The sequence below is a fragment of the Shewanella goraebulensis genome (genome assembly GCF_030252245.1).
Classification (GTDB): Bacteria; Pseudomonadota; Gammaproteobacteria; order Enterobacterales; family Shewanellaceae; genus Shewanella; species Shewanella goraebulensis.
This window is the reverse complement of record NZ_CP126972.1, coordinates 242,014-267,347: the sequence shown is the minus strand read 5'-3', so window position 1 is coordinate 267,347 and position 25,334 is coordinate 242,014. Positions and strand designations below refer to the sequence as shown.

Annotated in this window: 14 protein-coding genes and 4 rRNA genes; 6 read left to right on the top strand and 12 right to left on the bottom strand. The window is 41.8% G+C overall.

The window, feature by feature from the left end; all coding sequences use genetic code 11:
• Positions 1-5: 5 nt before the first annotated feature.
• Positions 6-2,609, top strand: coding sequence for a penicillin-binding protein 1A (locus QPX86_RS01295; protein ID WP_285163874.1), 2,604 nt, complete (start codon positions 6-8; stop codon positions 2,607-2,609).
• Between the two features lie 172 nt (positions 2,610-2,781).
• Here the strand turns inward: QPX86_RS01295 and argH are convergent, their stop codons facing one another.
• The 5 genes from argH to argC form a co-directional block, all read right to left on the bottom strand.
• Complete coding sequence (argH, locus tag QPX86_RS01290; protein WP_285163873.1) at positions 2,782-4,149, bottom strand: argininosuccinate lyase; 1,368 nt, start codon at positions 4,147-4,149, stop codon at positions 2,782-2,784.
• Between the two features lie 133 nt (positions 4,150-4,282).
• Positions 4,283-5,503: an argininosuccinate synthase gene (locus QPX86_RS01285; RefSeq protein ID WP_220752473.1), complete on the bottom strand. Its 1,221-nt coding sequence runs from the start codon at positions 5,501-5,503 to the stop codon at positions 4,283-4,285.
• A gap of 79 nt (positions 5,504-5,582) precedes the next feature.
• A complete protein-coding gene (locus tag QPX86_RS01280) occupies positions 5,583-6,488 on the bottom strand; it encodes an ornithine carbamoyltransferase (RefSeq protein WP_220752474.1) in 906 nt (301 codons plus the stop codon).
• 13 nt (positions 6,489-6,501) lie between these two features.
• A complete protein-coding gene (gene argB / locus QPX86_RS01275; RefSeq protein ID WP_285163872.1) occupies positions 6,502-7,284 on the bottom strand; it encodes an acetylglutamate kinase in 783 nt (260 codons plus the stop codon).
• Positions 7,285-7,298: 14 nt separating this feature from the next.
• Positions 7,299-8,279: an N-acetyl-gamma-glutamyl-phosphate reductase gene (gene argC / locus QPX86_RS01270; protein ID WP_285163871.1), complete on the bottom strand. Its 981-nt coding sequence runs from the start codon at positions 8,277-8,279 to the stop codon at positions 7,299-7,301.
• A gap of 260 nt (positions 8,280-8,539) precedes the next feature.
• Between argC and argE the strand changes: the two genes are divergently transcribed.
• The 3 genes from argE to QPX86_RS01255 all read left to right on the top strand — a co-directional run bounded on the left by argE (position 8,540) and on the right by QPX86_RS01255 (position 13,025).
• On the top strand, positions 8,540-9,691 hold the full coding sequence (argE, locus tag QPX86_RS01265) for an acetylornithine deacetylase (protein ID WP_285163870.1): 1,152 nt from the start codon (positions 8,540-8,542) through the stop codon (positions 9,689-9,691).
• 149 nt (positions 9,692-9,840) lie between these two features.
• Entirely contained in the window at positions 9,841-12,489 is a 2,649-nt protein-coding gene (gene ppc, locus QPX86_RS01260) for a phosphoenolpyruvate carboxylase (protein WP_285163869.1), read from the top strand.
• Entirely contained in the window at positions 12,489-13,025 is a 537-nt protein-coding gene (locus QPX86_RS01255) for a DUF1439 domain-containing protein (protein WP_220752479.1), read from the top strand. The genes ppc and QPX86_RS01255 overlap by 1 nt, the downstream gene beginning before the upstream one ends.
• A 77-nt stretch (positions 13,026-13,102) precedes the next feature.
• Here the strand turns inward: QPX86_RS01255 and QPX86_RS01250 are convergent, their stop codons facing one another.
• Positions 13,103-13,558 (bottom strand): LPP20 family lipoprotein, encoded by a 456-nt coding sequence (locus QPX86_RS01250; RefSeq protein ID WP_220752480.1) that lies wholly within the window; start codon positions 13,556-13,558, stop codon positions 13,103-13,105.
• 128 nt (positions 13,559-13,686) lie between these two features.
• Positions 13,687-14,424 carry a hypothetical protein gene (locus QPX86_RS01245; protein ID WP_285163868.1) on the bottom strand — a complete coding sequence of 246 codons (738 nt, stop codon included), beginning with the start codon at positions 14,422-14,424 and terminating at the stop codon, positions 13,687-13,689.
• A 381-nt stretch (positions 14,425-14,805) separates the two neighbouring features.
• Here QPX86_RS01245 and QPX86_RS01240 point away from each other — a divergent pair, with 381 nt between their 5' ends.
• Together QPX86_RS01240 and QPX86_RS01235 are read left to right on the top strand one after the other, a co-directional pair.
• Entirely contained in the window at positions 14,806-15,534 is a 729-nt protein-coding gene (locus QPX86_RS01240; protein WP_220752482.1) for a flagellar basal body L-ring protein FlgH, read from the top strand.
• A gap of 3 nt (positions 15,535-15,537) precedes the next feature.
• Complete coding sequence (locus QPX86_RS01235) at positions 15,538-16,719, top strand: flagellar assembly protein T N-terminal domain-containing protein (RefSeq protein WP_220752483.1); 1,182 nt, start codon at positions 15,538-15,540, stop codon at positions 16,717-16,719.
• Between the two features lie 55 nt (positions 16,720-16,774).
• On the opposite strand, the gene QPX86_RS01230 is transcribed toward QPX86_RS01235, so the two are convergent.
• The 5 genes from QPX86_RS01230 to rrf (QPX86_RS01210) form a co-directional block, all read right to left on the bottom strand.
• Positions 16,775-18,049 carry a CinA family nicotinamide mononucleotide deamidase-related protein gene (locus QPX86_RS01230; protein WP_285163867.1) on the bottom strand — a complete coding sequence of 425 codons (1,275 nt, stop codon included), beginning with the start codon at positions 18,047-18,049 and terminating at the stop codon, positions 16,775-16,777.
• Between the two features lie 543 nt (positions 18,050-18,592).
• Positions 18,593-18,708 (bottom strand): 5S ribosomal RNA (rrf, locus tag QPX86_RS01225).
• A 213-nt stretch (positions 18,709-18,921) separates the two neighbouring features.
• Positions 18,922-21,813: ribosomal RNA gene (locus tag QPX86_RS01220) — 23S ribosomal RNA — on the bottom strand.
• A 347-nt stretch (positions 21,814-22,160) separates the two neighbouring features.
• Positions 22,161-23,705: ribosomal RNA gene (locus QPX86_RS01215) — 16S ribosomal RNA — on the bottom strand.
• Between the two features lie 1,510 nt (positions 23,706-25,215).
• Positions 25,216-25,331, bottom strand: a 5S ribosomal RNA gene (rrf, locus tag QPX86_RS01210).
• The 16S, 23S and 5S rRNA genes sit together here, the layout of an rRNA operon.
• Positions 25,332-25,334 lie beyond the last annotated feature (3 nt).

Sequence of the window (25,334 nt, the reverse complement as noted above, 5' to 3'; positions counted from 1 at the left end):
ATTCGGTGAAGTGGATAAAACGAATACTTATAGCTATATTTAGCTTAACTTTATTAGGCGTCGGCACAATTGTCGCAGCTTATTATTATCTTTTACCCGAATTACCGGATGTAAATACTCTTAAAACGGTAAAATTACAGACACCATTAAGAATTTATAGTAGTGACGGGCTGCTTATTTCTCAGTTTGGTGAAAAAAGAAGAATACCAATTGAATATCAAGATGTGCCTGAGCAATTAATTAATGCGGTTTTAGATACCGAAGATGCCCGTTTTTTTGAACACAAAGGTATTGATCCTATCGGGATTGTTCGTGCCGCAGTTATTTTGGTAACGACAGGTAAGAAAAGCCAAGGTGCGAGTACTATCACTCAGCAGGTCGCCCGTGGATTTTTTCTTTCTCGTGAAAAAACCTATATTCGTAAAACCAAAGAAATTTTCTTAGCCTTAAAAATTGAAAAAGCGCTTTCCAAAGAAGAAATTCTGACACTTTATTTAAATCGCTCTTTTCTGGGTAATCGAGCTTACGGCGTTGGAGCTGCTGCTCAAGTTTATTATGGTAAAGAGTTAGAGCAACTTTCATTACCTGAAATGGCAATGATTGCGGGTTTACCTCAAGCGCCTTCTGCAGCCAACCCCATTCGAAACCCCCAGCGCGCTAAAAACCGCCGTAATTGGGTGTTAAGTCGAATGTTAGAAAAACGCAACATTACAGAGGCGCAATACCAAGAAGCCATCAATGCGCCTATTACTGCCAAGTATCATGGCGCCGAAATAGATTTATATGCACCTTATATTTCTGAAATGGCACGCGAGTACATGGTAAACCAATATGGCGAAGAAGACGCCTACACCAATGGCTATAATGTCTACACCACCATATCGTCTGACTTACAATTGAAGGCTCAAAGTGCGTTACGAAATAACGTATTTTCTTATGACCAGCGCCATGGTTATCGAGGACCTATCTCGGAGTTATGGTCTGCAGATCCTTCAGCGACCAATACTGAGCCCATGGCCACCAGCGACATCATTAGTAACCTTAAAAGTACTTCACCAGTGCAAGGCATCATGCCTGCAGCTGTTATTGCAGTAGAAGAACAGCAAGCAACTGTGTTGAACACCAGAGGCGAAGAGATCTTACTCGAGTGGAATGGGTTAAAGTGGGCGCGGGAATTTATCACAGATAGACGTCAAGGAAAGCCACCAAAAAAAGCTGAGGATATTTTAGCTGTTGGCCAAAAAATTTGGATTAGAAATAATGGCGAATATTGGCAACTATCTCAAATTCCTCAAGTATCTAGTGCTACTGTATCTTTAGAACCAAGCGATGGTGCAATTAAAACCTTGGTAGGTGGCTTTAGTTTTACCCAAAGCCAATATAACCGTGTCACCCAAGCCAAACGTCAGTTAGGTTCGAATATTAAACCGTTCATATATTCTGCTGCGCTTGAAAAAGATTACAACCTCGCGACATTAATCAATAATGCGCCGATTAATAAGCCTGACACCCGGCAAGGCACAGCATGGCGCCCAAAGAATTCACCTGATATTTATGGTGGCCCTACCCGTTTACGTGTTGGTTTAGCGCAATCAGTCAATGTTATGTCTGTTCGAGCCATGAGACATATCGGCTTAGATAATACGATAGCCAAATTAGTTGAATTTGGCTTTGATCCAAAAGATCTGCCTCGCAATGAATCTGTAGCACTTGGCTCACCTTCGGTTACGCCGCTACAAGTAGTAACGGCATTTAATGTATTTACTAATGGCGGCTATTTAGTCGAACCGTATTTCATTAAACAAGTCACTGATTCATTTGATAATGTTATCGAAGAAGCCAACCCAATGCTTGCTTGTACTCCTGAAGAGCCTACAGAAGTAACCAGTGAAGCTACAACTAAAGAAAATGATCCTTTTGCCGCCATGGCAGCTGAGTTTTCTCGCTCCCAACAAGCTCAAGATAAAGCGAACTTCGACATTGCAAATACAGAAAATGCGCTAACGCAATGCGGAGATGAAAACAGCCGTTACGCACCTAGAATCATTACAGAACAAACTGCATTTTTAATCACTGAAGCGTTAAAAAGTGTAATTTGGGGTGGTGGAGACTGGAGTAAAGGCACTGGCTGGAATGGTACTGCTTGGCGTGCATCAAGATTAATTAAACGCCGTGATATTGCAGGTAAAACCGGTACAACCAATGAATCTCGCGATACTTGGTTTAGTGGTTTTAATCCAACTTTAACATCGACCTTTTGGGTAGGTTTTGACGATCATAGCCGTAGGCTTGGACGAACAAGTTGGGTAGCTGATGGGCCTGAAAACCAAATATCAGGTGCCGAAGCGGGAGCAAAAACAGCAGGACCAGGCTGGAACGACTTTATGAATCAGGCATTAAAAGGCACTGAGGAAAAGACGACTATTCCACCTAAAGGGATTATCTCGGCTCGCATTGATTTAGCAACCGGGTTGTTAACCCGTAAAACCGATCATACGACTTCTTTTGAGTATTTTGTTGAAGGTACAGAACCAAGAGAATACGCAACAGATGAAGTGATTGACGACGACATTTTCATCGAGAACCCAACGGATGATTTGTTTCAATAGCGTTTAATTTTTCGATAGAAACTAAAACACCACATAATAAAAAGCCCTAAGTGAACTTCACTTAGGGCTTTTTAACATTCTATTCTAAAAGTCTAGGTACGAGATTAGAAGCCAGATTGTTTTAATATCGAATATTGATTGCAAGAGAGTACTTTAAAAATAAACCCACACACTACTTAGCTTGTTTGGCAGCGAGCGCCTGTTTAACTTGAATAAGCGATGTGCCACCTAAGGCTTCACGCTTTTCTAAACACGAATCAATGGTCAAACAGTCATAAACATCATCACTAATAATCGGGCTGAACTGTTGTAATTCAGAAATCAGCAATTCCTCTAAAGGTGTTTGCTTGGCAATCGCCGCAACTACAACCTCGCCCACCACATGATGCGCTTCTCTAAAAGGCATTCCTTTTGCTACTAGATAATCAGCCAACTCAGTTGAGTTAGCATAACCTTGCTGTGCAGCTGCTAAGGTTCTTTCACGATTAACTTGTAAACCAGTCAACACAAGTGCAGCCATCTCAAGACAAATAGCCCAGCTATCCATGACATCGAATAAGCCTTCTTTATCTTCTTGCATGTCTTTGTTATAAGCTAAAGGTAATGCTTTCATGGTGGTTAAAATACCCATTAAGCTGCCATAAACACGGCCAGTTTTACCTCTAATAAGCTCTAGCGCATCAGGGTTTTTCTTTTGTGGCATGAGTGAAGAGCCCGAGGTCACTTCATCATTTAAATCAATAAAACCTGCTTCACCGCTGTTAAAGAAGATTAAATCTTCAGCCATACGGCTTAAATGCATCATGCTGATAGAAGCATCGCTACATAATTCAATCACATGGTCACGGTCTGATACAGTGTCAAGGCTATTCAATGTTGGCGCTGCAAAACCTAAAGATTTAGCAATTTCATGTCTGTCCATTGGATAAGCTGTACCTGCTAATGCGCCAGAACCTAAAGGGCAAGTATCAGCACGTTTAAGTGCATCTTCTAAACGGCTAATATCACGCTCGAACATTTCTACGTACGCTAAACACCAATGTCCAAATAATACCGGCTGCGCTCTTTGCAAATGAGTATAACCAGGCATAACAGCATCAATTTCACGTGCAGCGAGATCGATTAAAGCGCCTCTAAGTTTTTTAAGCAGCGTAAGTGATTGCTCACCTTCTTTTCTGCACCACAATTTTAAATCTGTTGCCACTTGGTCATTACGCGAACGTCCAGTATGTAGCTTCTTACCCAAGTCACCCACTTTAGCGATTAATGACTGCTCCACAAAGCTGTGAATATCTTCTGCGCCTGAAGCGATAATGGCTTCTGGTTTATCAGCCACTTCAGCTAATAATTCGTTTAATGCGCCATGTAATTGTTCACACTCTTGTTGGGTCAAAATACCCACTGAAGTAATTGCGGTTGCCCAAGCAATGGAGCCTACTATATCTTCTTCAATTAACCGGTAATCTACTGGCAATGAGTCATTAAATAGTTTGAATAATGCGCTACTTTCTTGACTAAACCTTCCGCCCCATAAAGCCATGTTGATACCCTCTTGTTCAATTCTTAAATCAATCTTGCTAAAGCAATAATATTAAAATGATGTCTATGGAAAACGGGGCTTATATCTGAATCTAGATGTAAGCCCCGTTTAAATATTTTATTAACAGCTGAGCTTATTTGCTGTTAAGTGCTCTGATACGGCTTGATAAAGAATAAAGACGGATAAAGCCTTCTGCATCTTTTTGGTCGTAAACATCATCATCACCAAAGGTGGCAAATTCTTCTGAATATAAGCTGTTTGGTGAACGCTTCTTAACCACACTTGCTTGGCCTTTATACAGCTTAACAACCACTTCGCCATTCACTAATTCAGCCAGCGCTTCTGAAGCGGCAATTAATGAATTACAAAGAGGTGTAAACCAACGACCGTCATAAACTAAGTGAGCCATTTGAGCGCCAACTTGCTCACGCCATTCACGGCTTGTTTTATCCAATACTAATTCTTCAATTGCACGAAGACCTGCAAACATTACCGTGCCACCAGGGGTTTCATAACAACCACGAGACTTCATACCCACTAAACGGTTTTCAGTAATATCGATACGACCTACGCCATGAGCAGCAGCTAAATCATTTAATTGCATCAAAGCTTGATAAGGTGATAAAGCCACACCATCAACATGTGTCACACGACCATTCGCAATATTTAACGCAACGTATTCTGGCGTATTCGGCGCATCTTCAGGTGCCACCGTCATGGTCCACACTTCTTTGCTAGGCTCGTTCCAAGGGTCTTCTAACTCACCACCTTCATGAGATATATGCCATGCATTCGCATCACGGCTATAGATCTTAGTCGCTGATGCTGTTGTCTCAATGTTTCTTTCAGCAAGGTAATCTAATAGGTCTTCACGGCTAACCATTGACCACTCACGCCAAGGCGCAATCACTTTTAAATCTGGTGCTAGGGCTGCAAAACAGCCTTCAAAACGTACTTGGTCGTTACCTTTACCAGTACAACCGTGACATACAGCGTCAGCACCAACTTTACGTGCAACTTCAACTTGTGCTTTAGCAATAATTGGACGCGCCATTGAAGTACCTAGTAAATAAGTTCCTTCGTAAATCGCACCCGTTGCAATCGTTGGATAGATGTAATCAGCCACCAGCTCTTCTTTTAAGTCAACGATATAACATTCAGAAGCACCAGATTCGATTGCTTTTTCATGTAAACCTTCAAGCTCTGCATCACCTTGGCCCACATCGGCACAGAAAGCGATAATTTCACAATTATCATACGTCTCTTTCAACCAAGGGATAATAGCTGAAGTATCTAAACCACCTGAATAAGCTAATACAACTTTCTTAATGATTGCTTGTTTTTCAATAGACATCTTTAATTCTTCCTAACGTAAACTGTGTAATGCTGACTCGCTCAAATGACATAAGCCAGCCAACGAAATATGTTGTTTTTTAACCTAACAGGGTAACCAGTACTGCATTTTGTGCATGCATTCTGTTTTCTGCTTGTTGCAGAATGAGTGAGCCCTCACCATCCACCACTTCAGCAGTCGCCTCAACTTCCCTGTATGCAGGTAAACAATGCATAAAGAAGTTAGCACCCACTTTTGTCATCAGTTCGATATTCACTTGGTATGGTTTAAACTTTGCTTCAATTTCTTCCATGGAAGTGGTGTCACCCATCGAAATCCAAGTATCGGTATAAATTGCATCTTGTGGACCCATTTCATTAACGTCAGACGTTAAAATAAGTTCCCCGCCATATTGAGCAGCTAATGCTTGAACTTCACACACCACTTGTCCATCAGGGAAATGCCCCGGAGGGCAAACCACTGTCATAGTGGCACCAAGAATTGCTGCGCCATACATCAGTGAGTGAGTCACATTATTACCATCACCTAGGTAAGCCAGTTTTACTTTGCTTACGTCATCAAACTTTTCAGATAAGGTCAAAAAGTCAGCTAGCCCTTGGCACGGATGATATAAATTACATAAGGCATTAATAACAGGAACAGAAGCATGCTCCGCTAAACCTGCAATAGTGGTGTGCGAGAATGTTCTCGCCACTATGGCATCAGCCCAACAAGAAATATTGGTCGCAAAATCAGATACTGGCTCACGTTTACCTAGTGCACCATTTTGTTGATCTAAATAAACCGCATGACCGCCTAATTTATTAATACCAATATCAAAGCTAACGCGGGTTCGCAGCGAAGGCTTTTCAAATAACATCACCACGCTTTTGCCTGCTAATGCTTGGTTGTAATCTGCTGGGTTGGCTTTAATCTTTTTCGCTAATGCCAGTAAATCCAATAGCTCAGTTTGCGATAAATCTTTAATTGATAATAAATGTTCCATTAGTATTTAACTCCTATGGCTGAATTTGAGTGCCAACGGATTGTCCGTTCGTTAAGGCAATTAATTGTTGAGGCTGTTTCCAAGATGCAACTTGCACTGGTTTACCCATCCATTGAGCAACTTCTAATGCCGCTTCTACTTTAACTTTCATACCTTTTTCTATCACGCCTTGCTGAACTAAATCTGAAATTTGTTGTTGATTTAATTGCGCAATTAACTCGCCATTGCCATCTAATACACCCGGCACATCAGATAATAAAACCAGCTGACCGTTAACTAATTTAGCTAACGCCGTCGCAGCTTGATCTGCATTAACGTTCAACATATCGCCTTGAGGCGACACAGCAATTGAACTGCAAATAGGCAACCAACCCTGCGATAATAAATAATTCAAATAACTTGAATCTTTCGGGGTGACTTCACCTACTAGACCTAAGTTTTCATTTTTAATCGATGCGTCAACCGTATTACCATCGGCTAAACTCATTCCAACCGTGACAATACCAGCTTCGATAGCTGCAGCTTGCAATAATTTGTTAGAGGTTCCCGCTAAAGCACCTACAACAATGGGGATTTGATCTGCAGGCGTAACCCGTAAACCGTCCAGCTTGATGGTTTCTTTACCATTGGCAGCAAGTTGCTCGTCAACCAAACATCCACCACCATGAACAAAAATGACTTTCTGCCCTTGAGACATCATCTTAGCAACCACTGACATTAGCTCAGCCATTCCAGAAGTTGACTGAAGTAATGCGCCACCCACTTTAAGCACAATAACAGGCTTATTATCTGACATAGTATATTTTCCTGTTAAAGACCAAAGTGAATTTTAATGCACTGTAAGCCTTGGCTTGCAGCACCTTTCATTAAATTATCAATTGCGCTGGCAACCACTAAATAGTTACTTTGAGGGTCGTATTTCCAACCTAATATGCAGTTTGGCGTATTAACCACATCGTCCACTTTAGGGAATTGGTTATGCTTAACGCTAACTAATGGGCAATCGTCATACACTTGATATGCGGCAGCCACATCAGCTTCAGTAGTGCCTTTAGCTAATTGCACTGTAATGGTGGCTAAAATTCCACGCTTAAAGTTACCTAAATGCGGCGTAAAAATAACTTCTTGCCCTAAGTGAGTGGCTATTTCAGGTTGATGTCTATGACCTAAAACACCATATGGCGTTAAGCTCACTTCACAAAAACTAGTATGCAGCTGTGCCTTTCTGCCTGCACCTGTCACGCCACTTACCGCATTAATGACTGGATAAGCGTCAGTTAGCATTGATTTTAAAGGTTTAAGTGCCGTTAAAGATGCCGTTGGGTAACAACCTGGCACTGCAATCATTTTACTTTGGGCAATTTGCTGGTGATTCCACTCAGCTAGACCATATACGGCATCGGCAAGCACTTCTGCTTGAGTATGCTCAAAACCGTACCATTTAGGATACTGCTCAACATCAGCAAAACGATACGCACCACTTAAATCAAAAACAGCTAAACCCTGTTGATAATAGAATGCTGCAAGTTCTAAGCTGACAGAATGTTCTGTGGCAAGTACCACTGCATCAGCTTGCTCGACGATAGCTTGTTTAGCCTCTGCAGATAGAGGCGATAAAGGAATTTGGATATGTTGATATGTTGGGTACAAATCAGCCAATAAACGACCTTTATCAAGACTGTTCTCAGAAACATACAAGCCTTGAATAGTCAGTGATGCTTCAGCATCAATAAGAGCGGTGATTTGTGCGCCGGTATAACCACTAGCACCAATTATTGCGATATTTTTCATTATTTTGTCGTCTTTAATTAAGTAAACTGTTGAAGATAAATCGATACGTGAGCTGGGTGCTCGAGAATAAAACTATCGTCGAAGATAGTTTACCTTGGGATCTGTTACAGTGAGTTGAATCGCAATTAAATACATATCTATATTCTTAAATCATTATCAAGTTATGGTGATTACCTTAGCTGTTTGCTAGACTAACACAAATTATTACTTATGCAATAATAATGAATACATATTTATTGCAATAGATAAAAAAGGTTCCTATGAATTCATTACCAAAACTAAAAGATGCTTTTAAACAGCTGATTGCATTGCCATCTATCAGTGCATTAGAAGCAGAACAGGATATGAGTAACCATGCAGTTATTGAACTTCTGCAATCTTGGTTTTCGGAGATGGGTTTTGAATGCACAGTTCATACCGTGGCCGACAGCCGTGGTAAACAAAATTTAGTCGCAACAATTGGCTCAGGTAAAGGTGGGCTTTTACTTGCTGGACATACTGATACCGTTCCTTTTGATGAAGGTCGCTGGAGCCAAAGCCCTTTTGAACTAACCGAAAAAGATAACCGTTGGTACGGCTTAGGCACCTGTGACATGAAAGGTTTTTTTGCGTTAATAATGGAAGCGCTTAAAACAATACCTTTGCATGAGTTAAAGCGTCCGCTGCATATCTTTGCTAGCGCCGATGAAGAAACCACCATGAACGGTGCAAAAGCATTTGCCGATGCCAAAAGCATTGCACCGGACTACGCTATTATTGGTGAGCCTACCAGCTTAAAACCGGTATATATGCATAAAGGTCATTTAGCTCAAGGCATAAGAGTCATTGGCCGCAGCGGTCATTCATCTGATCCTGCTCGCGGGCTCAATGCCATCGAAATCATGCACCAAGTTGTCGGTCAGTTAATGAAACTTAAACAAGATTTAAGTGAAAACTACCGTGAAGATGCCTTTAGTGTCCCTCACCCGACGATGAACTTTGGTCATATACATGGTGGTGATGCAGCAAATCGCATCTGCGGATGTTGCGATTTACACTTGGATATTCGACCTTTACCTGGAATGGAACTAGCAGATTTAGAATTGATGGTAATTAACTACCTAGCAGAAATTAACAAGCAATACCCTGGCAGTATTGAAATATCGACTTTATATCCAGGCTCCGAGTCTTTTGCTGGTAAAGTCGATAGCTATTGGACTGAGTTGGTTGCAGAAATCTCAAAAACTCAACCTGAGGTGGTTAACTATGCCACCGAAGCGCCTTATATCAAAAAATTAGGATGCCAAACTCTCGTCATGGGACCCGGTAGTATTAATCAAGCTCATCAACCGGATGAATATATTGGCTTAGAATATTTAACTCCTACCGTAGAGTTAATGAAAAAGCTTATTTATCAAGCTTGTATTAAATAGTTGTGATAAATATCAATGATAAAAGCGTTAATTGATTATGTACTTAAATTAATAAAATAAGCCATTGACCAATACCCTTACAGCTAGCTATTGTGCTAGCACTAGTCAAAAATGATAACGGCTACTTAAGTTAAAATTATGGAGTAATTATGGCAGAGCAAACCGCCGACATGTACGCTTCTTTGCGTTCTAATGTGAGTAGCTTAGGACAAGTTTTAGGTGACACCATGCGTGATCACCTTGGCGAAGCCTTTCTTGAAAAAGTAGAACAAATTCGTATTCTTGCTAAGGAGTCTCGTAAAGGTGATGCTGACTCACGACAGCAAATGCTCACTTTACTAAATTCATTACCTGACGAAGAATTAGTCCCTTTTGCAAAAGCTTTTAACCAATTCTTGAATTTAGCCAATATTGCAGAGCAGTTTCATACCATCAGTCGTAACTGCGATGAGCTTGTATGCGTACCCGATCCTGTCGAACAGTTATTGGGACGAATGTTGAATAGCAACGCCAATGAACAAGACGTGATTAATTGCTTAAAAACACTCGATATTGATTTAGTACTTACAGCGCACCCAACAGAAATTTCACGCCGTACCTTAATTCAAAAGTATTCAGCAGTAGTCGACTGTTTAACTGAGCAAGAAAATCAGCAATTAACTGAACGCGAACGTAATCAATCTCACCTTAGACTGCGCCAGCTTATTGCTCAGATATGGCATACCAACGAAATCCGTAACGAACGCCCAACACCGGTAGATGAAGCGCGCTGGGGATTAAGCACTATTGAAGCCTCTTTGTGGCAAGCCGTGCCAGATTTCTTAAGACAATTAAACGACCATGTAGAAGCGAAAACAGGCCAGCAAATTCCTGCTGACGTTTGCCCAGTAAGATTTTCAAGCTGGATGGGCGGCGATAGAGATGGCAACCCATTTGTCACCTCAGTCGTCACCGAAGAAGTATTACTCCGTAATCGGCATGCAGCAGCACGTCTATACCTTAAAGATGTGGTATCGCTAGTAAATGAATTGTCTATGGAAGATGCCAATGCTGAATTAATGGCACTTGTGCCAAACAGCAAAGAGCCTTACCGCGATATCCTCAGACACTTACGTCACAAACTACGTAACACCATTGATTATCTCAATGCCCGCCTTGAAGGTCATCAAGTAGATGTCAATCACAGCGATTTAGTATGGGAGCTAAATGACTTAAAACAGCCACTTGAGTTGCTGTACCGCAGTTTATCTGAATCAGGTATGCGTTTAATTGCCAATGGCCTGTTATTAGATATGTTACGCCGCTTAGCCTGTTTCGGCATTCATATGCTGCGTTTAGATATACGCCAAGATGCAGAGCGTCATAGCGATGTCATAGCTGAACTCACACGCTATTTAGGTATGGGAGATTACGATCACTGGGACGAAAATGAAAAACAAGCCTTCTTGTTAAGAGAGCTAACCAGCCGCCGACCATTAATCCCTGCGGATTGGCAGCCATCAGCTGATGTACTTGAAGTCATCAAGACTTGTCAGCTTGTAGCAACACAACCAGCTACAGCGCTTGGTTCTTACGTAATTTCAATGGCAAGTAAACCATCTGACGTACTAGCCGTTTTACTGTTATTAAAAGAGACAGGTTGTCAGCACCCAATGCGTGTGGTGCCATTATTTGAAACATTAAGTGATTTAAATACTGCAGCAGATTGCATGACTCAACTCCTCAACATTGATTGGTACCGTGGTTACACCAAAGGTATGCAAGAAGTGATGATTGGTTATTCAGATTCAGCTAAAGATGCCGGTGTAATGGCTGCTGCTTGGGCCCAATACCACGCACAAGAACAACTGGTTGCCGTGTGCAAGAAAGCAGACGTTAAATTAATGCTATTCCACGGCCGTGGTGGTTCTATTGGCCGTGGCGGCGGGCCTGCACATAAAGCGATTTTGTCACAACCTCCGGGGTCAGTAGACGGTCGTATTAGGGTGACTGAACAAGGTGAGATGATCCGCTTCAAATTCGGTTTACCAAAAGTAGCTGTACAAAGTTTAGCGCTATACACCTCAGCAGTAATGGAAGCGACCTTATTGCCGCCTCCAGAACCAAAACAAGAATGGCGTGAATGCATGCAGCGGATTGCTGATGACTCAGTTAAAGCCTATCGAGGTATTGTTCGTGAAGAGCCTGACTTTGTTGCTTACTTTAGAGCCGCGACACCAGAAGTTGAACTGGGTAAATTACCACTAGGTAGTCGACCAGCTAAAAGACGCGTTGATGGCGGTATCGAAAGCCTCCGTGCGATTCCATGGATCTTTGCATGGTCACAAAACCGTTTAATGCTTCCTGCTTGGTTAGGTTCTGGTGAAGCGCTAAAAGCTGCTAATGAGCGTGGCGAAGCGAGTCTATTGAAAGAAATGGAGCAACAATGGCCATTCTTTGAAACTCGCATTTCGATGCTTGAAATGGTTTATATGAAGGCTGAGCCTAATCTTGCTCGATACTATGAAAGTACTCTAGTGCCAGAAAACTTGCACCATTTAGGTAAAAAGCTCCGCGCAAGTCTACAATTAGGCACTGAAGCGGTTCTATCTTTAACGGAGTCAGAAGAGTTAATGTCTCATACTCCTTGGAATAGAGAGTCAGTTAAGCTTCGTAACCCATATATCGACCCATTGAACTTCTTACAAGCAGAGCTATTGGCACGTACCCGTAATGAAGAACAAGCTTCTAAACAGGTTGAGTTAGCATTAATGCTAACCATTGCTGGTGTTGCTGCAGGAATGAGAAACACAGGATAATGACATTATTCAAAACGAGTTTACTTTGCTTAATGCTGTTTCTGACTGGTTGCGCCAGTCAGTACAGCATCACTGAATCAGAAGTAGAGGATTATCTGAATAATGAGATGCACTATGAAGTGTCTCAAGGCAATCAAATATTTGGTCTACAGTTGAAACTCAATGATATGGAAGTGGAGTTAGGTAACAAGCCAAATACCATTTCAGTCACAGCATTGACAAAAATGGCGGTTAAAAATCCATTTAAGTCTATTTCTGCTGACATGGAAACCACTTTTGAAGCAGAGCCTTGGTATGACGTTGAAACCAAAAGCATCTTTTTGAAGAAGTTGGACTTGGTGAGCGTTAAATCAGAACCTGCGGATATTGAACAAATGCTGAAACCCATCACCCCACAATTGATGATGTTTTTGCGAACGTTTTTAGAATCACAACCTGTATACGTGCTCGATACTAATGACTCGAACCAAGCATTAATGGCATCGATGACAAAAGCAATTGAAGTTCAAAAAGGCAAAATAGTGATTAAGTTTTAATATCGTATCGCCTCAAGCAAAATAAGCGCCTTAAGGCGCTTATTTTTTATCAGTAATCTAAAATGTCAAAGCTCACATTAAAAGTTTTTTACTGGCTCAACCACCAAGGTACTACTATGCACTGGGTTTTCTGACTGCATGTACAAATCTCGCACTAGCTTAAAATCTAGCTCCAATTCGGTGACATAAAAACCATCTATTGGATAAGTCTTAACGACTTTGGCCCCTTTGATCACACCAGAAACTTTGATCTTCGTGGCTATATTATTCAGAGAGTGTCCTTGTATTGCTGTTTGCGAATTAAGCTGTAAGCCATAGACTTGTTCAGCTAACTCTCTATAGGCCAAAATTTTTGACGCTTCCATTGCCATTAAAATTTGCTCTGAGCGTAACTCTGCGGGTTGCTTTTCAATAGGCGCGTAACCCACAGCATTCAGTACTGGAAAATCACTAGGTTGGTATTTTTCAGATTCACTTCCTAAAGTGGCACAACCACTTATTAACAGGCCCAAAATAAATATTAATTTTTTCATTTAAGTAACCAGACTGAATATTTCATTTTAATATAAAAATAGTCATTAAAATATTTACAATGATAATTTATGATAAAACGCTAATTAAATAGTTACAGAATTAACTATTTCCAATTGTCTCAGCTATATCACTCTCGTGAATTATTATCATCAGACAAAAATGAACTAACTCCAGCAGCAATACCGTCTGAGTTTTTTTCTGTAAAGTAATCCATAATTAATTTAATAGCAGTAGAACCAGCCCCAACATAATCAGAGTAAAGAACACTTCCGGCTAAAGTTGCAGCAGGACTTATTTCAGTATTTGTTGTTTCTTGATAAATATAAGATAAAATTGGTGTGTGGTTTAAAATATTAACTGAATCTATAATATCCTGTTGATTAAAACCATCTTCACCGAAAGAGTACGAATAAATATCATCTACAAGACTAGAATCCTCAACATCATCAGAGCTTGTTAGAGAGCTTACTGATCCTAAAGTATCATCACCAGAAACCTGAATACCGTCAGCTGCGATATTAGCCACTGTGTTGAGTGAACTTTTTATCATGCTTGTCTGTAGCGATGATAACAAGCCTTGTTGCAACTCAGAAATCATACTGGTATTCATGCTAAGTGAAAGGATGTCAGGGTTATCTAAACCCACTTCCGCAAGTATCTTCTCTTGCATGTCATCAACCGAAAAGACATCACTGATAGCGCTTGCATTCAGCGCAACATTGGCAACATCACTTGCAGCAGAAACACCTGTGAGTATATCGGCAAAGTTTTCTGACTCTCCACTTAACTGGGACTGAACCGATGAACTCGTATTGATGAGCTCAGCTGCACTTGTTAGCACAGAAAGTGATTCTTGTTGACTCATATTATAATTAAACCAAATCCCAATTAAATATATTATATTCTAATTATCACCACTGTATAAAATAATCAAATACAACCAATGATCTTACCACTATAATATATTAATCCATAAAATTGACAAACATTAAGATTTATTCCATATTTAAAAACCAAAACGAAACCGATATAAAAATAAGAATAATACATTAATAATTTATTATCATTATCTTGCAAATCATTAAACACCACTCACACCTTACCAAAACAATATATAGTAATAGTTAGTAACAAATAACCATTAATAACGTAAAAATGGGTAAAGATAATGAAGATACTGTGCAGAGTATAGATCTAAGTATTAAGTTGAAGTTAGAATTTGCAAAACCATCAACACAGTTAAGAAATGAAATTAACAACCCCGTTAGCAGTATTCATTTTATTCAGTATGTCAGCCTGTACTACAACTGAAGTAGCTGAGATTAAAGTTCCGACTAAAGAAAATACCTCAGTGAATGTGACAGAACCGTCTGACGAAGTGATGAAGGGAGATCCGCAGTATCGACCAGTTAGAAACAATAACATTCAGCAAGCGCAGTTGGTAACGGGTTCAATCTTTAACCCCGATAACGTTTATAATATTTATCAAAATAATAATCGATACGATATTGGAGATATGATTTTAATTAGACTAAATGAAGAAATGACGTCTAAAAAATCTGTTAGCTACAAACGAGATAGCTCTAATAACTTTGAACTATCCCCTAACATCACTGCCGGTAACATCAACATTGACGACAGCAATTTGAGCGCTGACTACTCTCAAGACAAAAACTTTGATAGTTCCTCTGCAAGTAATCATAACAACTCTCTTTCCGGCACGATCACTGTTGCAGTAAGAGAAAAACTGCCGAACGGAAACTTAATCGTTGCGGGCGAAAAATGGTTAAAATTGAATAAAGGCGACGAATATGTCCGCTTTTCTGGAGAGATTAGGGTTACAGATATCGCATCTGATCATTCGATAGATTCAAGCATGGTTGGCAATACCGTCATCGAAGTCAGTGGCAAAGGCGAGCAACAAGACAATCAAGATCCCTCATTAATCTCGAAACTGCTAAACGTATTTGGTTAATAAATGATGAGAACCTTCTTTGCTATCATGATGCTCTGTATACCTACTGCATCATTCGCACAATGGTATGTCGGACAAGCATCAATTACATATAATGGCGATGACTACAACAAAATACGCAAGCAAGCCGTAGAACTAGCAATAGAAAATGCGTCACTTCAAGCCAGCAGTTATATCAGTATCGAAAATACGGTAAGAGACGGAATTCTTACAAGTAGTAAGAGTAATGTTATTTCAAAACAACAAATTAGTGAAATTATCATTCTCAATGAAACTATTACAGCAGGTAAATTAACGGTCAATCTCAAAGTAAACCTTCATTCAAAATCAAACTGCATTAAAGATGCATATTCCAAACAGCTCATTATTGCCCAGTTCCCATTACTTAACCCAGAACAAGCCACACCGGGTGATATTTCTTCACTACCTTTTCATGTAGCTTCAAGGTTCAAAGATGAACTCATCAATCAGCCTAGTGTTTTTGTAGAAGAGTTAATACCGCAAATGGTATTTAAACCTGTTTCTAGTTTTGACAGTATTAATTTGAAATCAGTTCAAGGTATTTCTCATGGATTAAACAGCCAATTTCAAAGCCAATATTTAGTCTTCGGCTATATACGCGATATCGGCCTATACAATGAAATCACATCCAGCTTGCTAAAAAATACTATCTACCCAAAACGAAACTTCACCATTAAAGTATTTATGTACGATAGGATCAGCGACAGTATTTTACTTGAAGATGAATACCACGGAGAAGGTGGTTGGAGTTTTGACTCTTTTACCAAAGTAGATATGTCTAATAGCCTATTTTGGCGTAGTGAATATGGTCAAGCTATTGTTGATACATTGTTTAAAGTATCACAAGACATCAACCAAACATTGAGTTGTGAAGCCACCAAAGCGACTGTCATAAATCGTGATGATGAATTTATTACTATCAATATCGGAACGATGCATGGGGTTAAAAAAGGCGACATATTTCAACATATAAAATTGAAAAATATCCCTGTAAGAAACACAGTCATGTCGACTTTGATGCCACCAGAAGAGCCAACCCTACTCGAAGTGGTGCAAGTTAGTAACAAAATTAGCTTACTAAAAGCACCTGAAAATGAAGACATCAACGGGATGAATCAGCATCAAATAGATTTATATGATGTAGTTACTACTGTTAGCTTTTAAAAGTACAGAATTAATCTAACTAGCTTATTTGCATCAAGCTAGTTAGATGAACGAACTACTTGGCAAATCGTGATATAGAAGGATAATCCACTATCACCGCTTCACCGAGCAAAGCACGGCGTAACATGTCATAAGCTATTGCAGCACTAATCGTTCGCACTAGCTGTCGCGACCTACTCGGCAATTTCACCATTTGGCTATAAACAGCGTGCTTGGTTGCTAGTGCAATGGCAACGGTACCAACAGGCTTTTCGTCACTCCCACCATCTGGTCCCGCTATCCCACTTGTCGAAAGTGCAAAATCGCTGTCTAAGATCTCTCTTGCCCCTCTAGCCATGGATTCAACAGTTGCGATTGACACTGCACCGTAGTCATCGAGGATTTGTGGGTTGACGCCTAATACTTTAACTTTTGATTCATTACTGTAAGTCACTAAGCCGTGATGTAAATAAGATGAACTTCCAGAAAAATCAATCAACTGACTTGTTATCAAACCACCTGTACAGGATTCTGCGACACTCAAACTAAAGCCAGATTGATACAACCGATGATGAATTTCAGATGCTAGAGTAGGTCTATCTTCAGCAACCACTGCTATACCTAATATTGATTTTACTTTTTTGGTGACGTTAACGAGCCTACTAATCGCTTTATCACCACGGGCAAAGATCTTTATTTCAATATGCGGCATCGATGAACGATAACCTAAGGTAATGCCATCTGGCAGCGCTAGCTCAGACAAACTATCAGCAAGCGAAGACTCACCATGACCAATAGTGAGTAACTTTTTCAATGAGGTATTTTCACTAAGATCAAATTCATCTTTAATAAACGGAATAAATTGTTCTTTAATCATGTGCTTTAACTCAAATGGCACACCTGGCGTAAAGAACAACCAAGCATTATTAAGCTTTACTCTGAAGCCACAAGCTGTCCCCACAGGATTATCGACCATTAATGCTGACTCAGGCAACCATGCTTGCTTTAAATTACTCTTAGCCATCGGTCTGTTGTTACGAGCGAACCAGTCTACTAGTTTTTCTCGCCACTCCACGTTTTCTACTAACTGTTCGCCTTTGGCCATCGCCATGGCTTCAGCCGACATATCGTCACTTGTCGGCCCTAAACCTCCATTTACGATAATAACATCAGCATGATGACTTCGGTCAATGAAAGCGTTTTTCAGGTCTTCTAAACGATCACCTACTGTAATGCGATGTTGGGTTTCAATACCCAACTCCATCATAGTGTTAGCAACCCAAGCTGCGTTAGTATCAATAATCTGGCCAGATAAAACTTCTTCACCAGTGCAAATCATTTCTAATTTCATTTTTGTCCCTAAAGTACTGACTTTAAATCTAGCTCAACTAATAAAAGTTAATGAATTGCCTAACAAGATAGCTGACCTATGTTAAACATCAACGAGAATATAATATTTAAATTTAGTAACTAAAGAATTAAGTCACTTTGTGGATACTTTAAAAGTAGAAAACATAGCTCGAAGAAAACTTGGGCGTAGAAACTAATGACAACTGAATAAACATAATTAGGCATTTAGCAATGGCCTACATATTTTTCCATTTAGGAACACATAGCCTTATCGGCTACTTAATCTTCGCTAATTTTCTTCTCTGGCATTCCTGCCTCTCAAATTCAGACACAAAAAAGTTCCTTACGTGAGTAACCAGCTAGCTACTCTCCAAAACACTTGAAATGGACTGCTTATTTAACCTTGTTAGAAAACATGGCAATATCGGCTAGTAAATCATTGCTAATTATCTAATCTGGCACTCCAGCCCCTCAAATTTGAAGCACAAAAAAGCCCGTTACGTGAGTAACGGGCTATCTGCTCTCTTAAAAAGAGAAATTAGGCGCTTGGCAATGACCTACTTTCACATGGGGAGACCCCACACTATCATCGGCGCTATTGCGTTTCACTACTGAGTTCGGGATGGGATCAGGTGGTACCACAATGCTATTGTCACCAAGCAAATTTGGTGTTAATCGCTTATCGCAATTAACTAAATTCGGAAAGCTGTTTCTTTGAGTTTCAAGTACATGGATGTACTTGATGTCATAAATGCAGGAGCATTTTATGACCTTACTTTATTAAGCGCTTTATATTCTTCACTAAGTCTTACCTTTAACAGTAAGTAATAAATCTAGTTACCATCAACTCAGATAAAAACTCATCTGGGTTGTATGGTTAAGCCTCACGAGTCATTAGTACAGGTTAGCTCAACGCCTCACAACGCTTACACACCCTGCCTATCAACGTCCTAGTCTCGAACGGCTCTTTAGAGGAATTAAATTCCTAGGGATGACTCATCTTAGGACTCGCTTCCCGCTTAGATGCTTTCAGCGGTTATCGATTCCGAACGTAGCTACCGGGCAATGCTATTGGCATAACAACCCGAACACCAGCGGTTCGTCCACTCCGGTCCTCTCGTACTAGGAGCAGCTTCCTTCAATCATCCAACGCCCACGGCAGATAGGGACCGAACTGTCTCACGACGTTCTGAACCCAGCTCGCGTACCACTTTAAATGGCGAACAGCCATACCCTTGGGACCGACTTCAGCCCCAGGATGTGATGAGCCGACATCGAGGTGCCAAACACCGCCGTCGATATGAACTCTTGGGCGGTATCAGCCTGTTATCCCCGGAGTACCTTTTATCCGTTGAGCGATGGCCCTTCCATACAGAACCACCGGATCACTATGACCTACTTTCGTACCTGCTCGACGTGTATGTCTCGCAGTTAAGCTGGCTTATGCCATTGCACTAACCGTACGATGTCCGACCGTACTTAGCCAACCTTCGTGCTCCTCCGTTACTCTTTGGGAGGAGACCGCCCCAGTCAAACTACCCACCAGGCACTGTCCCGAACCCCGATAAGGGGCCGCGGTTAGAACATCAAAACTACAAGGGTGGTATTTCAAGATTGACTCCACTCCATCTAGCGACGAAGCTTCAAAGTCTCCCACCTATCCTACACATGTAGGTTCAATGTTCAGTGCCAAGCTATAGTAAAGGTTCACGGGGTCTTTCCGTCTAGCCGCGGGTATACGGCATCTTCACCGCAATTTCAACTTCACTGAGTCTCGGCTGGAGACAGCGTGGCCATCATTACGCCATTCGTGCAGGTCGGAACTTACCCGACAAGGAATTTCGCTACCTTAGGACCGTTATAGTTACGGCCGCCGTTTACTTGGGCTTCGATCATGAGCTTCTCCGAAGATAACCCAATCAATTAACCTTCAAGCACCGGGCAGGCGTCATACCGTATACGTCATCTTACGATTTTGCACAGTACTGTGTTTTTGATAAACAGTTGCAGCCACCTGGTATCTGCGACTCCCAGCAGCTTAGAGAGCAAGTCTCATCACCGCCAGGAGCGTACCTTCTCCCGAAGTTACGGTACCATTTTGCCTAGTTCCTTCAGCCGAGTTCTCTCAAGCGCCTTGGTATTCTCTACCCGACCACCTGTGTCGGTTTGGGGTACGATTCCTACTAACCTGAAGCTTAGAAGATTTTCCTGGAAGCATGGCATCAACTACTTCATCCCCTTGGGGACTCGTCATCAACTCTCAGCCTAGTGTTCACCCGGATTTGCCTAAGTGAACAGCCTACAGTCTTAAACGCGGACAACCAACGCCGCGCTAGCCTAGCCTTCTCCGTCTCTCCATCGCAGTTAGCAAAAGTACAGGAATATTGACCTGTTTCCCATCGACTACGCCTTTCGGCCTCGCCTTAGGGGTCGACTCACCCTGCCCCGATTAACGTTGGACAGGAACCCTTGGTCTTTCGGCGTGGGGGTTTTTCACCCCCATTATCGTTACTCATGTCAGCATTCGCACTTCTGATACGTCCAGTGTGGGTTACCCCTTCACCTTCAACCGCTTACAGAACGCTCCTCTACCGCTTGCTCCTAAGAGCAAACCCATAGCTTCGGTGTATTGCTTAGCCCCGTTAAATCTTCCGCGCAGGCCGACTCGACTAGTGAGCTATTACGCTTTCTTTAAATGATGGCTGCTTCTAAGCCAACATCCTAGCTGTCTAAGCCTTCCCACATCGTTTCCCACTTAGCAATAACTTTGGGACCTTAGCTGATGGTCTGGGTTGTTTCCCTTTTGACGACGGACGTTAGCACCCGCCGTCTGTCTCCCGAGTAGTACTCACTGGTATTCGGAGTTTGCAAAGGGTTGGTAAGTCGGGATGACCCCCTAGCCTTAACAGTGCTCTACCCCCAGTGGTATTCGCTCGAGGCGCTACCTAAATAGCTTTCGAGGAGAACCAGATATCTCCGAGTTTGATTGGCCTTTCACCCCCAGCCACAAGTCATCCGCTAATTTTTCAACATTAGTCGGTTCGGTCCTCCAGTTGATGTTACTCAACCTTCAACCTGCCCATGGCTAGATCACTCGGTTTCGGGTCTACACCTTGCAACTAAACGCGCAGTTAACACTCGGTTTCCCTACGGCTCCGCTATTCGCTTAACCTCGCTACAAAATGTAAGTCGCTGACCCATTATACAAAAGGTACGCAGTCACGGTCTCAAGAACCGCTCCCACTGCTTGTACGTACACGGTTTCAGGTTCTATTTCACTCCCCTCACAGGGGTTCTTTTCGCCTTTCCCTCACGGTACTGGTTCACTATCGGTCAGTCAGGAGTATTTAGCCTTGGAGGATGGTCCCCCCATATTCAAACAGGATGTCACGTGTCCCGCCTTACTCGATTTCATCTATGGTTAGTTTTCATGTACGGGGCTATCACCCTGTGCCGCTGTGCTTTCCAACACATTCCACTAACACCCCATAGACTTAAGGGCTAATCCCCGTTCGCTCGCCGCTACTAGGGGAATCTCGGTTGATTTCTTTTCCTCTGGGTACTTAGATGTTTCAGTTCCCCAGGTTCGCCTCATAACGCTATGTATTCACGTTATGATGACCACTTATGTGGCCGGGTTTCCCCATTCGGACATCGTTAGCTCAAATGCTTGTTACTAGCTCGCCAACGCTTTTCGCAAGTTACTACGTCCTTCATCGCCTCTGACTGCCAAGGCATCCACCGTATACGCTTAGTCACTTAACCATACAACCCAAATAAGTTTCAAAAGAAACTCAAGTTGTACCGTAACTAGCTGGTTTATTACTAATTTGCATCTCTTACGAGTACACAAATTCGCCTTAGTTTTTAGAATATTCAAGACACTTAATAAAGTGTTTTGAGAACTCAATGTATTACTGAAAAGGGATTAACTTCCCAATAATACGATTTGTATTAATTAACATGACAGACTCATGCAATTAAATACTATCAGCTTTCCAAATTGTTAAAGAACAATGCTAACCGGCTTGCGGCGCATTTCGCTCAACTCCATAAAGGAGTAACAAGCAATCTGTGTGAACACTCAACAAACATTAAGTTAGTCGTATAGGTAAGGAGGTGATCCAGCCCCAGGTTCCCCTAGGGCTACCTTGTTACGACTTCACCCCAGTCATGAACCACACCGTGGTAAACGTCCCCCCGAAGGTTAGACTATCTACTTCTGGTGCAGCCCACTCCCATGGTGTGACGGGCGGTGTGTACAAGGCCCGGGAACGTATTCACCGTAGCATTCTGATCTACGATTACTAGCGATTCCGACTTCATGGAGTCGAGTTGCAGACTCCAATCCGGACTACGACGTACTTTGTGAGATTAGCTAGACCTTGCGGCTTTGCAACCCTCTGTATACGCCATTGTAGCACGTGTGTAGCCCTACTCGTAAGGGCCATGATGACTTGACGTCGTCCCCACCTTCCTCCGGTTTATCACCGGCAGTCTCCCTAGAGTTCCCACCATAACGTGCTGGCAAATAAGGATAGGGGTTGCGCTCGTTGCGGGACTTAACCCAACATTTCACAACACGAGCTGACGACAGCCATGCAGCACCTGTCTCAGAGTTCCCGAAGGCACCAATCCATCTCTGGAAAGTTCTCTGGATGTCAAGAGTAGGTAAGGTTCTTCGCGTTGCATCGAATTAAACCACATGCTCCACCGCTTGTGCGGGCCCCCGTCAATTCATTTGAGTTTTAACCTTGCGGCCGTACTCCCCAGGCGGTCTACTTAATGCGTTAGCTTGGGAGCCCAGTGCTCAAGGCACCAAACTCCGAGTAGACATCGTTTACGGCGTGGACTACCAGGGTATCTAATCCTGTTTGCTCCCCACGCTTTCGTACATGAGCGTCAGTCTTTGTCCAGGGGGCCGCCTTCGCCACCGGTATTCCTTCAGATCTCTACGCATTTCACCGCTACACCTGAAATTCTACCCCCCTCTACAAGACTCTAGTTCACCAGTTCCAAATGCAATTCCCAGGTTGAGCCCGGGGATTTCACATCTGGCTTAATGAACCGCCTGCGTACGCTTTACGCCCAGTAATTCCGATTAACGCTTGGACCCCTCGTATTACCGCGGCTGCTGGCACGAAGTTAGCCGGTCCTTCTTCTGTAGGTAACGTCACAGCAGTTGTTTATTAAACAACTGCCTTTCCTCCCTACTGAAAGTGCTTTACAACCCTAGGGCCTTCTTCACACACGCGGCATGGCTGCATCAGGGTTTCCCCCATTGTGCAATATTCCCCACTGCTGCCTCCCGTAGGAGTCTGGGCCGTGTCTCAGTCCCAGTGTGGCTGATCATCCTCTCAGAACAGCTAGGGATCGTCGCCTTGGTAAGCCATTACCTTACCAACTAGCTAATCCCACCTAGGTTCATCCAATCGCGAAAGGCCCGAAGGTCCCCTCCTTTCCCCCGTAGGGCGTATGCGGTATTAGCAGTCGTTTCCAACTGTTATCCCCCTCGACTGGGCAGATCCCTAGGCATTACTCACCCGTCCGCCGCTCGTCAGCAAAGAAAGCAAGCTTTCTTTCTGTTACCGCTCGACTTGCATGTGTTAGGCCTGCCGCCAGCGTTCAATCTGAGCCATGATCAAACTCTTCAATTAAAGTTTTTTTGAAACATTCACTCTTATAAATAAAAGAGAAGTTTCGGCTCAATGAATTCTGATTACATTATGCAGACTCGGAAGAATCTACATCCTGTTTGTTACATATTGCTATGAACACTCATCGTTACATTGATAATAATTTTGATTGCCACCTAAGTGACAATTTCGATTAACTCAACACCTGTGAGTGTCCACACAGATTTACTTGTTTGATTGTTAAAGAGCGTTGACCGTGTTGGTCAGGGATGCGCATTCTACGCTTTCCCTCGTTGGCGTCAAGTGTTTTTTCAAACTTCTTTTTGCCGTTGATTTGAGGTAGTTAAAACCGCTTCAAATCAAGCTGACTCAGTGTTGGCTAGTGCCTGTTGCCGTGTCAGTGGATGCGCATTATAGGCAAATACTGAAACACCGCAAGGGCTTTTTTCAATTAATTTCAGTTTTATTAAACAAAGGTATTTAGCAACAAGATACTCAGAAGTTAACCCCAAAGTTATCCACATATATACTGATATATCATCTACAAATCTTAAGTGTAGGGGGAGATTACTAAATGGTTAATAAATCGGTAAAAATGGATTGCTACAGAACTAGGTAAAGAGACTTAAAATATATGCTTGTTAATTGTGCTGTAAGCAATTAAATATTTTGATTAATTCTGGTCTACAAGTGAAACTTAAGGCATTTTCTTTATAAGTTAAGATACATTTCTTAGTGTTTATATATCTGAACTGATGATTATTTTTCTCATAACTATTATGTGAATCTTCAACAAGCATTCTATGTTTAGACAAAGATAACCAGCTTCACATAAAGTGGATATTGAACTAGGCAAATTTGTTGGTTTTAATTTTTCATTAAAATCTCATTTCACAAAACGGATTGTTATTCATTTAATCCATGGTTATGTTTGTAGACAACTAGGACCTGAGATGACTTAAAATAGTCGTTATAGTTTCTTTCTCGTGAAGCTAATCCACACAGATTTGCAATCTGAATAGGAAAGGCAATACAAAACTAGATGAATAACAATTTGTAATCTATGTGTGGTTTATCAATACTCATAATTTTTATACATGAAATGTATGAATATTGACTATCTCCATATGATTAGTTCAGTTCGTAAGTTTTGGTAAATCCATTTCAGGATTATTTAAATCTGCTAATTTTGACATTCCCCCTAGATTCTAGGCACACAAAACCCGTTACATGAGTAACGGGTTATCTGCTCTCTTAGAGAAATTAAGTACATATTTAACATGTGCATATCAACCAAACTATTGTTCTTTTTGCTCAAAACACGGTAAATAATTTACACAAAATTCAAACGCAAAAAACCGCTTCATCTTAGCGAGCTTTTCACTTAGTAGGCCCTTTGCAAGCGCCTACTGTCGCATGACATATCAATCACACTGTCTTTCGCTGCACTAAATTCTTACTCGCTATAAACGAAAAAAGCCCTGACTATTAAGTCAGGGCTTTCTCGACTCTCTAAAAAGAGAAATTAGGCGCTTGGCGATGACCTACTTTCACATGGGGAGACCCCACACTATCATCGGCGCTATTGCGTTTCACTACTGAGTTCGGGATGGGATCAGGTGGTACCACAATGCTATTGTCACCAAGCAA

What these genes read in the sequence shown, in the direction of transcription:
- argB (WP_285163872.1), bottom strand. Translation starts at nt 7,284, where the DNA reads ATGTCAGATAATAAGCCTGTTATTGTGCTTAAAGTGGGTGGCGCATTA.
- ppc (WP_285163869.1), top strand. Translation starts at nt 9,841, where the DNA reads ATGGCAGAGCAAACCGCCGACATGTACGCTTCTTTGCGTTCTAATGTG.
- QPX86_RS01230 (WP_285163867.1), bottom strand. Translation starts at nt 18,049, where the DNA reads ATGAAATTAGAAATGATTTGCACTGGTGAAGAAGTTTTATCTGGCCAG.
- QPX86_RS01255 (WP_220752479.1), top strand. Translation starts at nt 12,489, where the DNA reads ATGACATTATTCAAAACGAGTTTACTTTGCTTAATGCTGTTTCTGACT.
- argC (WP_285163871.1), bottom strand. Translation starts at nt 8,279, where the DNA reads ATGAAAAATATCGCAATAATTGGTGCTAGTGGTTATACCGGCGCACAA.
- QPX86_RS01285 (WP_220752473.1), bottom strand. Translation starts at nt 5,503, where the DNA reads ATGTCTATTGAAAAACAAGCAATCATTAAGAAAGTTGTATTAGCTTAT.
- QPX86_RS01280 (WP_220752474.1), bottom strand. Translation starts at nt 6,488, where the DNA reads ATGGAACATTTATTATCAATTAAAGATTTATCGCAAACTGAGCTATTG.
- QPX86_RS01250 (WP_220752480.1), bottom strand. Translation starts at nt 13,558, where the DNA reads ATGAAAAAATTAATATTTATTTTGGGCCTGTTAATAAGTGGTTGTGCC.
- argE (WP_285163870.1), top strand. Translation starts at nt 8,540, where the DNA reads ATGAATTCATTACCAAAACTAAAAGATGCTTTTAAACAGCTGATTGCA.
- QPX86_RS01235 (WP_220752483.1), top strand. Translation starts at nt 15,538, where the DNA reads ATGATGAGAACCTTCTTTGCTATCATGATGCTCTGTATACCTACTGCA.
- QPX86_RS01240 (WP_220752482.1), top strand. Translation starts at nt 14,806, where the DNA reads ATGAAATTAACAACCCCGTTAGCAGTATTCATTTTATTCAGTATGTCA.
- QPX86_RS01245 (WP_285163868.1), bottom strand. Translation starts at nt 14,424, where the DNA reads ATGAGTCAACAAGAATCACTTTCTGTGCTAACAAGTGCAGCTGAGCTC.
- argH (WP_285163873.1), bottom strand. Translation starts at nt 4,149, where the DNA reads ATGGCTTTATGGGGCGGAAGGTTTAGTCAAGAAAGTAGCGCATTATTC.